6 protein-coding genes are annotated in these 12848 nt (G+C 72.9%); 2 read left to right on the forward strand and 4 right to left on the reverse strand.

Annotated features, from left to right (window positions below):
- Positions 1-83 precede the first annotated feature (83 nt).
- On the reverse strand, positions 84-1274 hold the full coding sequence (locus tag KSK32_RS31650; protein WP_216935515.1) for an ATP-grasp domain-containing protein: 1191 nt from the start codon (positions 1272-1274) through the stop codon (positions 84-86).
- Positions 1275-2097: 823 nt separating this feature from the next.
- Between KSK32_RS31650 and KSK32_RS31655 the strand changes: the two genes are divergently transcribed.
- Together KSK32_RS31655 and KSK32_RS31660 are read left to right on the forward strand one after the other, a co-directional pair.
- Positions 2098-5781, forward strand: a complete 3684-nt coding sequence (locus KSK32_RS31655) for an amino acid adenylation domain-containing protein (RefSeq protein ID WP_216935517.1) — start codon at positions 2098-2100, stop codon at positions 5779-5781.
- Positions 5782-5908: 127 nt separating this feature from the next.
- Positions 5909-9610 (forward strand): amino acid adenylation domain-containing protein, encoded by a 3702-nt coding sequence (locus KSK32_RS31660; protein ID WP_216935519.1) that lies wholly within the window; start codon positions 5909-5911, stop codon positions 9608-9610.
- A gap of 73 nt (positions 9611-9683) precedes the next feature.
- Here KSK32_RS31660 and KSK32_RS31665 read toward each other — a convergent pair whose 3' ends face one another.
- From KSK32_RS31665 to KSK32_RS31675, 3 genes are read right to left on the reverse strand one after another with little or no spacing between them, the layout of a single operon-like run.
- Positions 9684-10379 carry an HAD-IA family hydrolase gene (locus KSK32_RS31665; protein WP_254187274.1) on the reverse strand — a complete coding sequence of 232 codons (696 nt, stop codon included), beginning with the start codon at positions 10377-10379 and terminating at the stop codon, positions 9684-9686.
- A 37-nt stretch (positions 10380-10416) separates the two neighbouring features.
- Positions 10417-11547 carry a Gfo/Idh/MocA family protein gene (locus KSK32_RS31670; RefSeq protein WP_216935520.1) on the reverse strand — a complete coding sequence of 377 codons (1131 nt, stop codon included), beginning with the start codon at positions 11545-11547 and terminating at the stop codon, positions 10417-10419.
- Positions 11544-12707: a DegT/DnrJ/EryC1/StrS family aminotransferase gene (locus KSK32_RS31675; protein ID WP_216935522.1), complete on the reverse strand. Its 1164-nt coding sequence runs from the start codon at positions 12705-12707 to the stop codon at positions 11544-11546. Before KSK32_RS31675 ends, KSK32_RS31670 begins: the two co-directional genes overlap by 4 nt.
- Between the last annotated feature and the right edge of the window lie 141 nt (positions 12708-12848).

The raw sequence follows: 12848 nt of genomic DNA on the forward strand, positions 1-12848 counted from the left end.
GTTCGCCGGCCGGCGCCGCGGGGGCGGCCGGGCCGGCGAACAGATGACGAGCCGCCGGAGCCGAGCGGGCCCGGACCGGCGCGTCAGGCGCCCAGGGCCCGCTGGATCTGCGCCACCAGCACGCCGCAGGCGTACCGGTCCGCGGCCCCGACCATGCCGACGATGGTCGCCGGCAGCGGGCCGTTGTCCGTCTCCGCCGGATCGTGGTGCATGAACACGACGAACTGCCCCCGGTCGATGAACGGCGCGAGGATCGGCTCGGCGTCGACGCCGGGGGCCAGTGAGAAGAACGTGGTCATGGCGCACGGATGCCGGCCCAGCAGCGAGCTTCGGTGCAGCAGCGAGCTGGTGGCCCCGCTGACCCGGAAGTTCGGGTCGATGACCCGCAGGGCGCCGTCGCGGCCGATCCCGGCGTCGAAGGAGCAGTAGCCCCGGTACCCGAGCTCACTGGCCTTTCGGACCCCTACGGTCAGCGCTTCGACCAGCTCCTCCGGGGGCTGGTCGTCGTCCATCACACAACCGACCCACGTCGAGGTGGGCTGCGGCAGGTGTACCGACGATCCGAAGTAGTGCACCGATCCGCTGTCGGTCACGCCGAACTGGATACCCCAGATCGTCTGGAAGGGCACCTCCTCTTCGACGATCCACTGCTCGCTCACCTGTTCCAACTGGTTGAACAGGGAACGGTTCCGCCGGTCCCGCAACCGACGGGTGAAGATCGCAATTCCGCTGGACACCTCGACCCCGGCCGGTTTGATGACCGCCGGCCGGCGGTCCCGCGCCACGATCCGGCGCACCTCGGCGGGGGTGGCGACCTGCCGGCGGGGCAGGTACTCCGGCGCGACCAGAGTCTCCAGCACGGTCTTGTTGTTGAGGCGGGCGAGCAGATCCGCGGGCACCCGGGCGCGAGCGGCCCGCAGCAGCGGGTCATGCGGAGGAAACTGGAACTCCAGCGTCTCGCCCCGCTCGACGGCTTCCCGCGCGTACCGCACCGCCTGCGCGCCGGAACGGAACTCCCGCAGGTCGCTGGGCGTCTTCAAACCACTCCGGCTGAGCAGACGCAGTGACTTGTCCGCGCTGGAGCCGGTGCTGCAGATGGCCGCCGACTGATGCGGAAGGGTCAGGTGCAGACCCGTGATCATGTCCAGGCCGTTGTGGAGAGCGGCGCCCGCGCCGGCGAGATAGGGGCTGTCGGCGGTGGCCGACGGGTCGGGCGGTCGGGCCAGGACCACCCCGTCGTGTGCGAACACCTGTACCTGGATGGGAACCTGCATCTGATCTCCTGACATGCTGGCCCGGTGCGGGCCTCGGGGTAGCGCTGAAACCGGTGCGCCACGGCCACGAACAGCGGAGAACATGGCCTCAGGCGTGGGCTCCCGGTCCTGATGCGGCCGCTCGGCCGCGAGAGTCGGGCGTGCAGTGTGCACCGGCCGAACGGTCGTGAGCTGGACCGGCCGGGAAGCCGGCCGACTTGTGGCCGGCGTCGCTCGGCGAGGTGCACACCGCCGGTCAGCGGCTGATTTTCCAGCCACCGACTGGAGTCATGATCGAAGGAGCTTAGTCACTACTCATTGCCCCGGGATGGGCCAGACAGGCGAACGTGGACGGCCCTTTCGCCGCCGGGGCCGCCGATACTCCTAGGCGGGGCCATCGACTCGGGCTGACCGAAAAGCTGTTCTTCGGTAGGGCTGGAGTCGCCGGACAGCGCTGTCGCAGCCCGCGCTGCCGACGGCCCGGACTCGCACGGCCACGCCCTCTGCCAGGCTGACATTGCCGGCCCGGCCTCGACGCGGCCGGTGCCGGGCTTGCACCGCCGCCACGTCCCCGGCCTGCCCGGGGGCGGGATCTCCGGCTGGCGCGCTAGGGGTCGACATGCCGATCTCTAGGGGTGTACGTCACTGCACAGCGCTTCGTATGGTCGGGCCCCGTCGGCTCGTCGTTGCCACTCTCAGCGCACCGGATCGGGTGGCCCGCGAGCAGTGCCGCCCGTCGACGCGCCTCGCGTCACCCCCACCGTCCGGCGTACGGCATCCCGGCTGACCGATCGTCGCGGCCCTGAGCCTTTCGGTCGTCCCCTTTCGATCGGAGGTTGAGCTGTTGTCTGTCGGGTTCGATGGCGCCCAGGCCGCGGACGGCGCGGCTGCTCTGGAACTCGTGGGGGACCTGCGGAGGCCGGCGGTGTGGCCCGCGCGGGCGGCCTCGGTGCACCGGGTGCTGCCCGCCTGGCCGTCGCGCGTGACACCGGCCGGGCACGTCGTGGTGGCGGGGCTCGTGGCGGTCCTGGCCCGCTGGACCGGCCAGGACGAGGTGGTGCTCGGGCCGGCCCCGGCCGGCGGGTCGGTGGCGCGGGTGGACGTCTCGGGCGACCCGGGATTCGGGGAGTTGGCGGCGCGGGTGGGACTGGCGTGGACGGTGCCGGTGGCGGGCCCGGACCGGCCGGACCCGGTGGCGGTGGAGTTGACCGACGGTCCGGTGGCGGAGACGGGACCGGCCGTGGTGGACGTCGACATGGTGGTGCGCGTGGCTGCGGACGGATCCGTGCTGCGGGTGGACTACGCGGTGGAGGGATTCTCCGCGCAGTTCGTACGGGGACTCGTGGATCAGGTAGTGGTGCTCGTCTCCGCCGGGACGGCGGCGCCGCAGGTCGCCCTGTCGAGGTTGCCGTTGCTGGATGCCGCGGAACGGGAGCGGTTGCTGGCGTGGGGGCGCGGCCCGGTGCGGGAGATCCCGGCTGAGCCGATCCACGAGCTCGTGCTGGGCTGGACGCGGCGGTCGCCGGAGGCGGTGGCGGGTGTCGCGGGCGACGAGGTGCTGACGTACGGGGAGCTGGATCGCCGGTCCGGACTGCTGGCGGCGTACCTGCGGTCGGTGGGTGTCCGCGCCGGTGACGTGGTGTCCGTGGCGTTGGAGCGCGGATTGTGGTCGCTGGTGGCGGCGATGGGCGTGCTGCGGGCGGGTGCCGCGTACACGCCGATGGACGTGTCGTGGCCGGCGGAGCGGATGCGGGTGCTGCTGGCCGACCACGGGGCGCGGGTGGTGTTGACGGTCGGTGCGGTAGCGCCCCGGATCCCCGTCGGGGACGGGGTCACGGTGGTGGCGCTGGACGACGGCTGGCCTACGGTACCGGCCGGTGCGGCGGCGGATCTGCCGGTGGTGCCGGTGGACGCTCCGGCGTTCGTCATCTACACGTCGGGTTCGACAGGCACGCCGAAGGGCGTGGTGCTGTCGCACGAGAGGCTGACGAACTTCCTGGCGTGGATGACCGACGAATGCGCGATCGGCCCCGGCAGCCGGATGCTGCACTCGGCGGCACCGGTCTTCGACGCCGCGTTCGGGGAGATGTTCGCCGCGCTCACCGGCGGGGGTTGCGTCGTCGTGTGCCCGCGCGACGATCTGCTCGACGCGCGCCGGCTCACCGACCTGGTCAACAGCCACGGCGTCACGCACACGTTCGGCCCGGCCACCAACATCGCCCCGCTCGACCCGGCCGCCTGTCCCGGCCTCCGCTGCATCATCTTCGGCGGCGAGGCCGTCCCGCCGCGGTTGGCCCAGCGGTGGCTGACGGCGGGCACGCGGGTGGTCAACGCGTACGGGCCGGCCGAGATCGCCGTGGCGTGCACCTGGTTCGACGCGTCGGCCGGGTGGGGTGGCGCGTACGTACCGATCGGCTGGCCGATGCCGAACCGGCAGGTCCGCGTCGTCGACGCGAACCTCGACCTCATGCCGGTCGGGGTTCCCGGGGAGATCCTGATCGCCGGCTTCGGCGTCGCCGACGGCTACCTCAACCGTCCCGAACTGACCGCCCAGCGGTTCGTCACCGACCCGTACGGCGGCGGGCTCGCCTACCGCAGCGGCGACCTGGGGAGGTGGAACAGCGCCGGCGCACTGGAGATCCTCGGCCGGATGGACCACCAGGTGAAGGTCAACGGCATCCGCATCGAGCTGGGCGAGATCGAGAGCATCCTCGCCCAGCACCCGGAGGTGGAGACCGCCGTCGTCGTCCGCCGCGAGGACCGGGGCGTGGCCCGGCTCGTCGCGTACGTCACCGGGCGCGACGGCCGCGCCCCGGGCATTGGCGACCTGCGCGACCACGCCACGGCCCACCTGCCCGGCTACATGGTCCCCGCCGCCGTCGTCGTCCTCGACCGCTTCCCCCTCGGCGGCACCGGCAAGATCGACCGGAGTGCCCTTCCCGCACCCGGCGCCCAACGCCCCGATCTCGGCGTGCCGTACGTGGAGCCGGCCACCGAGGGCGAGCGCCTCGTCGTGGAGGTGTTCGCGAGCGTGCTCGGCATCGAGCGGGTCGGTGCCCGCGACGGCTTCTTCCACCTCGGCGGCACGTCGTTGCAGTCCGCCGCCGTCGCCGTCGCCCTCGACGAGGCCGCCGACGTGGTGGTGCCCGTCTCGCAGATCCACCGCACGCCCACCCCGCACGAGCTGGCCCGCTGGCTCGCCACCGCCCCCCGCCGCACGGACACCGGCTCGACCGTGGGACAGGCCCGGCAGCGCCCGGGACCGGTCCCGCTCGCGCAGCAGGTGGCGAAGTGCCTGATGTCGCCGCTGGAGGTCGTCGTCCCGGTCACCTGGTGGATCGAGGGTGAGCTGGACCTACGCGCCCTGATGGCCGCCCTCGGCGACATACACCACCGCCACCAGGCCCTGCACGCCCGCTACCGGCGCACCGACCCACCAACCGCAATCATCCCACCCAACCCCGGCATGCCACAGCTACGGCTACTCGCCGACGCCGCCACCGAACACGACGCCCTCGACCAACTCGCCGAGGCAGTACAACAACCCCTCGACTACACCCAGGGCCGCAACTGGCGCGCCGCCCTGATCCGAAACAAAACCACCAACCGAATCCTGTTCGGCGTCGGCATCCACCACATCGCCTTCGACGGCTGGTCATACGGACTACTCGTACGAGACCTCAACCACGCCTACACCGCACGACACGCCGGCCACACCCCCACCTGGACACACCCCGCACCCACACTCCACCAGACCCACGACGAACACACCCGCCTCCGCAACGCCGCCGACCTGCAAACCCAACGAACCTACTGGCGCGAACAACTCCGCGACCTACCCCGCCAAGGCGAGGGCCCGGCCACCGCGCCCCTGGAACAGGCCCTCGCCTGGGGACCGAAGGCGGGCCACACCGTCACCGTCACCCCCGAGGTGCTCGACCGCTGGGACCGGGCCGCCCGCGACCAGCGCTTCAGCCGATCCAGCTACTTCGTGGCGGCCTTCGCCTCGGCGCTGCGCGCCATCCACGGGCAGGACGACATCGCCCTGCTGATGGTGGTCGCCCAGCGCGGCAGCCGCGTCCTCGACTCCGCGTTCACCACCCGGCTCAACCTCAACTGTGTGCGGGTGCGCTTCGACGGGCCGCACGACGACAAGCTGGTCCTGCGGGTCGACGAGACGATCCGCGATCTCATGCGGGCCCAGGACGTTCCCTTCGCGGAGACCGCCGACGATCCCGCCGCCGGGCTCTCCGGCGAGGTGGTCGCGAGCCTGCCGACGTTCGTGTTCCAGGACAACGTGGTGGTGCCGCTGGAGCTGCCCGGCTGCCGGGCCGAGGAGGTCGTCGACCCGTACGCCCGGGAGGTGCCCAACGGGCTCACGGTCGAGGTGCTGCCCCGCGTCGACCATGCCCTCCTGCGCGTCACCATCCGCACCGACTACCTGCCGTACAGCTTCGCCGAGGAGCTGAACCACCACATGCTGCGCTTCCTCGAAGACGGGCCGGCGGGTGCGCCCACCGCCGGCTGACCGTCCGCCCCTGCGTACCGGACCGCTCGTCGCCGCGTGGCATGCGGCCCGTTGTCCCGAGAGTTCGTGGTTGTCCCTTCCGGCGCACCCCTCTGGGTGGCGCCGGCCCTGATCGGAGGCTGGCTCAATGTCTGTCGGAATCGTCGGTGCGCAGGCCACGGATGTCGCTGGGCCCGGCTTCGAGATCCTCGACCTGATGGGGGACCTGCGCCGGCCGGCCGCGTGGCCGGCCCGGGCGGCCTCCGCCTACCGGCGGGTCGACCCGCCCGTCCCGCAGGGGGCGCGCTCCCCCGGCCCGGTGCTGCTGGCCGGTCTGCTGGGGGTGCTGGCCCGGTACACCGGCCAGGCCGAGGTGGCGGTCGGCCTGTCGTCGGGCGGCGTGCTGCGGGTCGACGTCGCGGACGAACCGGGCTTCGGAGAGCTGACGTCGCGGGTGGCCACGGCGCTGGCCGGACCGGTCGCGCGCAGCGCGGGCGCGGCGGGGCCGGTGGTGGTCGGGCTGGTGGACGCCCCGGTGGCCGAGGTGGGGCCGGACGTGGTGGACGTGGACATCCTGGTGACCGTCGCGGGGGACGGGTCGGCGCTCCGGGTGGACTACACCGCCGACGGCTTCTCGGCGGACTGGGTGCGGGGCCTGGTGGACCAGACCGTGTCGTTGCTGTCGGCCGGGGTCCGGGAACCCGGGGTGCCGCTGGGCGCGCTGCCGCTGCTGGGCGCGACCGAGCGCGAGCGGCTGCTCGCGTGGGGCCGGGGGCCGGCCCGCCCGGTGCCAGGTGCGCCGCTGCACGAGCTGGTGCTCGAATGGGCGCGACGCACGCCGGACGCGGTGGCCGGAGTCGCCGCCGGGGAGGTGCTGACGTACGCGGAGCTGGCCCGTCGCTCGGGGGAGTTGGCCGCGCGGCTGCGGTCGATGGGCGTACGGCCCGGGGACGTGGTGTCGCTGGCGCTGGACCGCAGCATGTGGACGCTCGTCGCCACCCTGGCGGTGCTGCGGGCGGGGGCGGCGTACACGCCGATGGACGTGTCCTGGCCCGCGGAGCGGATGCGGATGCTGCTGGCCGACCACGGCGCCCGGGTCGTCCTCACCGTCGGCGAGGTCGCCCCGCGTGTCCCCAGACCTGACGGCGTACGGGTCGTCGCCCTCGATGCCGACCGGCCCACCGTGGCGGCGGCCGAGGCGGCCGACCTGCCGGTGGTGGCCCCCTCCCGGCCGGCGTTCGTGATCTACACGTCCGGCTCGACCGGGACACCGAAGGGTGTCGTGCTGACCCACGAGCACCTGACGAACTTCGTCACCTGGATGCGGGAGGAGTGCGCGGTCGGGCCGGACAGCCGGATGCTCCATTCCTGTTCCCCGGTCTTCGACGTGGCCCTCGGCGAGATCTACACCGCGCTGACCTCCGGTGCCCGCGTCGTCGTCAGCTCCCGCGACGACCTGCTCGACGCCCGCCGGCTGACGGAGCTGATCGCCAAGGAGCAGGCCACCCACGCGTTCTGCCCACCCACGAACCTCGCCGCCGTCGATCCCGCCGACTGCCCCAGCCTGACGTGCGTGACCCTCGCCGGGGAACCCATTCCGCCCCGCATGGCACACCGCTGGACGGCCGCCGGTGCCCGCCTGATCAACGCGTACGGGCCCGCGGAGGCATCCGTCGCCTGCACCTGGTTCGACGCGTCGCAGGGCTGGCCCGGCGCGTACGTGCCCATCGGCCGACCCATGCCCAACCGGCAGATCCGCGTCGTCGACGCCAATCTCGACCTCGTCCCCATGGGCGTTCCCGGCGAGATCCTCATCACCGGCGCCGGCGTCGCCGACGGTTACCTCAACCGCCCCGAACTGACCGCCCAGCGGTTCGTCACCGACCCGTACGGCGGCGGGACCGCCTACCGCACCGGCGACCTCGGCCGGTGGAACGCCGCCGGAGCGCTGGAGATCCTCGGCCGGATGGACCATCAGGTCAAGGTCAACGGCATCCGGATCGAACTCGGTGAGATCGAAGCGACTCTCGAACAGCATCCGGACGTCGGCACCGCCGTCGTCACCCGTCGCGAGGACCAGGGCATCGCCCGGCTCGTCGGCTACGTCACCGGACGCGACGGCCGCGTCCCCGTCACCGCCGACCTGCGGGCACACGCCGCCGCGGTGCTCCCGCCCTACATGGTCCCTGCCGTGATCATGGTCCTGGACCGGTTACCCACCGGCGGCACCGGCAAGATCGACCGGCGGGCGCTACCAGAACCGGGCTCGCGTCGTCCCGACCTCGACGTGCCGTACACCGAACCGGCCACCGACTCCGAACGCCTCGTCGCGGGGATCTTCGCGACGGTGCTCGGGCTGGACCGGGTCGGGGCACTCGACGGGTTCTTCCACCTCGGCGGCACGTCGTTGCAGTCCGCCGCCGTCGCCGTCGCCCTCGACGAGGCCGCCGACGTGGTGGTGCCCGTCTCGCAGATCCACCGCACGCCCACCCCGCACGAGCTGGCCCGCTGGCTCGCCACCGCCCCCCGCCGCCCCGGGGCCGAGCCGGCGCCGTCCGTCACCGGCCGTCCCGGCCCGTCGAAGCCCGTCCCGCTGACCCCGTCCGTCGCGAAGTGCGTCGTGCTCCCCTTCGAACTGGTCTGCCCGACCACCTGGTGGATCGAGGGTGAGCTGGACCTACGCGCCCTGATGGCCGCCCTCGGCGACATACACCACCGCCACCAGGCCCTGCACGCCCGCTACCGGCGCACCGACCCACCAACCGCAATCATCCCACCCAACCCCGGCATGCCACAGCTACGGCTACTCGCCGACGCCGCCACCGAACACGACGCCCTCGACCAACTCGCCGAGGCAGTACAACAACCCCTCGACTACACCCAGGGCCGCAACTGGCGCGCCGCCCTGATCCGAAACAAAACCACCAACCGAATCCTGTTCGGCGTCGGCATCCACCACATCGCCTTCGACGGCTGGTCATACGGACTACTCGTACGAGACCTCAACCACGCCTACACCGCACGACACGCCGGCCACACCCCCACCTGGACACACCCCGCACCCACACTCCACCAGACCCACGACGAACACACCCGCCTCCGCAACGCCGCCGACCTGCAAACCCAACGAACCTACTGGCGCGAACAACTCCGCGACCTACCCCGCCAAGGCGAGGGCCGGCCGCAGGAGATCCTGGAACAGACCCCGCCCTGGGGCCCCAAGACCGGGCACATCGTCGCTGTCTCGCCCGAGCTGGTGCGGCGCTGGGACCGGGCCGCCGGTGAACACCGCTTCAGCCGGTCCACCTACTTCGCCGCCGCCTACGCCTCGGCGCTGCGCGCCATCCACGGGCAGGACGACATCGCCCTGCTGATGATCGTCGCCCAGCGCGGCAGCCGCGTCCTCGACTCCGCCTTCACGAGCAGGATCAGCAGCAACTGTCTCCGGGTCCGGTTCGGTGACCCGGAGAACGGCCTGATGTGCGCCCTCCAGCAGACGGCGGACGAGCTGATGGCCGCCCAGGACGTCTCCTTCCTGGAGATGGTCACCGACGACCCGGTCCTCGACCTGCCCCGCAAGGTGATCGACAGCCTGCCCTCGTTCGCCTACCAGGACAACCTCGTCCTCCCGCTGGACCTGCCCGGCTGCCGGACCGAGGAGGTCGTCGAGCCGTACGCCCGGGAGTGGTCCGGTGCCTGCGTCGCCGAGGTGCTGCCCGGCGACGGGAGTGTCCTCCTGCGGGTCACCATCCGTACCGATCTGGTCCCGGCCCCCGTCGCCGAGATCCTGGCTACCGGCATGCTGCGCTTCCTGGAAGCCGGCCCCGAGGCGGTCAGCGGGACACGCTGACCACCGCCCGCCGGCAGGCCCGGACCGGAGCGCGCCGGGCTCGCGCGAGCAGCCCGGCACGCTCCGGTCCGGGTCAGTGGACGAGGGCCGCCGGGCAGTGCGCCAGCAACTCCGCCGGGGCGTGCACGACCAGGTCGGGGCCGGCGGCGAGCAGCGCCGCGATGTCCCCGCCGTGCCACGTCGTGGCGACGGCCGTCGCCCCGGCGTCCCGGCCGCTGAGCAGGTCGATCACCGCGTCGCCCACCATCATGGCCTCGTGCGGCGGCACGTCGAGGTTGTCCAGCGCCTGGAGCACGATGTCCGGGGCAGGCTTGGGACGGGCCACCTCGTCGGAGCCGATCACCTGGCCGAAGAGGCCCAGCACGCCGAGTTGGTCGAGCAGGGAGCGGGCCCGCGGGCCGGCCTTGCCGGTGGCGATCCCCATCCGGATGCCCCGCGAGTGCAGAGTCTCGAGGGTCTCCCGGACGCCGGGAAAGAGCGGCACGAGGTGGGCCATCCGGTAGCTCTCACGGACGAACGGCTCCTCCATCTCGAGGGGCAGCCCCATCAGGCGCATGATGTCCGGGAAGTACCGGCCCATGTGCCGGTTGTACTCGTCGAACGGCGCCGGCCCGTCGCCCACCACCTCGGCGTACGCGATGCTGAACGCCTCACGCATGACGGCCGAACTGTCGACGATGACGCCGTCGAGGTCGAACACGACCGCGCGGATCGGCCCGCGCGCCGGCGACGGCGGGGTCACCTCGACTGTGGACGATGGACGGCTCATAGCTGCTCCCGGAAGCGGTTGGGGCCGACGGTGGTTCTCACCCGGCGCGATGGCCCACCAGTGCGTGCTGGCGCTCCGGCCGGGTGGGCCGGGCGCACTGGTAGATCCGTTCGATGATGTCGATGGTCCGGCGGGCCTCGACGACGGCCGCGCCTCGGGCTGCCGGGTCGGCGAGCAGCCCGGGCAGGGCGTCGAGCTGGTGGTCGTACTCTGCGCCGATCGGCTCCGCGGGCAGCGGCAGCCGCGCGGTCCGGCCGTCGCGGGTACGCGTCAGCACAGGCGTGGGCTCCCGGTTGGGACTGAAGCCGAACGTGCAGCGCAGCGTCGCCGACCCGGCGGCGCCGTGCACGGTGACGGTGGTGCGGTCCAGCGACTCGTGCGAGGCCCAGCAGGCGTGCAGGGCGACCGAGGCGCCGGTGTCGGTGAGCAGGAACCCCCGGGCGGTGTCCTCGACGTCGCCGGAAACGTGACCTGCGGTGTCGGCCCCGCCGCGCCAGGCGGCGTGGGCGGCGACGTCGTTGACGAAGTCGTCCGAGACGCTGCCGATCGCGTGGGTGACCCGGGCCGGGCCGAGCAGCGGCAGCACCGTGTCGAGCAGGTGCCAGCCGAGGTCCACCAGCGCACCCCCGCCGGACTGGTCGCGGCGGGTGAACCAGCCGCCCGCGTCGGGTACCCCTCGGGCGCGGACCCAGGCCACATCGACGTGTCGGACCGGGCCCAGCCCGCCGACCACGTCGGCCAGCGCCCGGATGTCGGCCCGGTAACGGGCGGCGCTGCCGGCCAGCAGCACCGCGCCGCCGTCACGCTCCGCATCGGCCAGGATGCCCGCCTCGGCGGAGGTCAGGCAGACCGGCTTCTCCAGGAACACCGGTACGCCCCGGCGCAGCAGCCGGACGGCGACGACCGCGTGCAGGTGGTTCGGTACGGCGACCACCGCCAGGTCGACCGTTCCGGCGGGCAGGTCCTCGACGTCGGCGTACGCGGACGCGACGGCGTGGGTGTCGCGGGCCTGGTCGCGCGCCACGGGCTGCGGGTCGACCACGGCGACCACCTCGAAGCCGGGGTGTGCGGCGAGCCGGGGCAGCCAGATCTCCCGCCCGGCCCAGCCGAGGCCGACCACCGCGACCCGCACCGGCCGGTCGGACGTGGCCGGGGGCCGGGCCGTCATCCGGCGAGGACGTCGGCGAGCACGGCGGCGATCTCGTGCATCTGCTGCTCCGTGCCGAGCAGCGTGCGGTGGTGCAGCCAGACGCAGTCGGAGTGGATCTGCTCGGTGTTGGGGCAGCGGGCCGCGATCACCTCTGCCGACTCGTCGGGCGCGTCGGCCATCCAGAAGCCCTCGCACCGGTAGATCGCCCGGAACGCCACGAACGCAGGGACGCCCCGGGCGATGAGCGCGTCCACCACGGCACGGCGGCGCTCGATGCCGATCCCGGGAATGCGGAACATCGCCATGTAGTGCGGGTTGCGGTCGGTGCGGGGGTCGACCGTCTGCGGGACGACGCCCGGGATCTCGGCGAGCAGGCTCGACAGCAGCGGCCAACGCTGCTCGCGCAGCGCGATCTGCTCGTCAAGGCGGGTCAGCTGGGCGCGCAGCACGGCGGCGGCGAACTCGCCCATCCGGTAGTTCGAGCCGGTGGTGCCGTGCAGGTAGTCGCGGTCGGTGCGGGGCCGGCCGCAGCTGTGCACGAGGAATGCCCGCTCGCGCAGTTCCTCGTCGGGGAAGACGACCGCTCCGCCCTCGCCGGCGGTCATGAGCTTGCCGTTCTGGAAGCTGAAGGCGGCCACCGAGCCGAGCGCGCCGGCCCGCCGGCCCCGCCACTGCGCGCCGTGGGCGTGTGCCGCGTCCTGTAGCAGCGCCACCCCGGCGTCGGCGGCGAGCTTGTCGAGCGCGTCCATGTCGGCGAACTGCCCGGCCATGTGCACCGGCATGATCACCTTGGTACGCGGGGTGATCGCGGCCTCGACGGCGGCGGGGTCGAGGCAGTAGGTGTCCAGGTCGACGTCGACCGGCACGGCGACCGCGCCGAGACGCTGGGCGGCCAGCGAGGACGAGATGAACGTGAAGGCCGGGACGATCACCTCCGTACCGGGGCCGACGCCGAGCACCTCCAGCGCGACCTCCAGGGCGTGGGTGCCGTTGGTGACGGCGAGCGCGTGGGGGCTGCCGTGGTAGTCACCGAACTCCCGCTCGAAGGAGTCGACCTCACTGCCGCCCATCCGCCACCACTGGCCCTGTTCGAGGGCGCGGATCAGTCCGGTTCGCTCCTCGTCGCCGTACCGCGGCCACTCGGGGAACTCGGACACCGTCGAGGGCTGACCACTCATGACTTCCCACTTCCCAACTCGGGCAGACCAGGGGCTTGGACGGACCATCGGGCGGTGCGACCCGAGACCGCCGGTGCGCGGTCCGGGCGCAGCGGAGCACCGGATGGCCGCGGTACGTGACGCCTCCGTCTGGAGCCGGCG

It is taken from the genome of Micromonospora sp. WMMB482, from assembly GCF_019038635.1.
In the GTDB taxonomy this organism is placed as follows: Bacteria; Actinomycetota; Actinomycetes; order Mycobacteriales; family Micromonosporaceae; genus Micromonospora; species Micromonospora marina.

Coding starts and splice junctions, on each gene's coding strand:
- KSK32_RS31670 (WP_216935520.1), bottom strand. CDS start 11,547: ATGACGGCCCGGCCCCCGGCCACGTCCGACCGGCCGGTGCGGGTCGCG.
- KSK32_RS31665 (WP_254187274.1), bottom strand. CDS start 10,379: ATGAGCCGTCCATCGTCCACAGTCGAGGTGACCCCGCCGTCGCCGGCG.
- KSK32_RS31660 (WP_216935519.1), top strand. CDS start 5,909: ATGTCTGTCGGAATCGTCGGTGCGCAGGCCACGGATGTCGCTGGGCCC.
- KSK32_RS31675 (WP_216935522.1), bottom strand. CDS start 12,707: ATGAGTGGTCAGCCCTCGACGGTGTCCGAGTTCCCCGAGTGGCCGCGG.
- KSK32_RS31650 (WP_216935515.1), bottom strand. CDS start 1,274: ATGCAGGTTCCCATCCAGGTACAGGTGTTCGCACACGACGGGGTGGTC.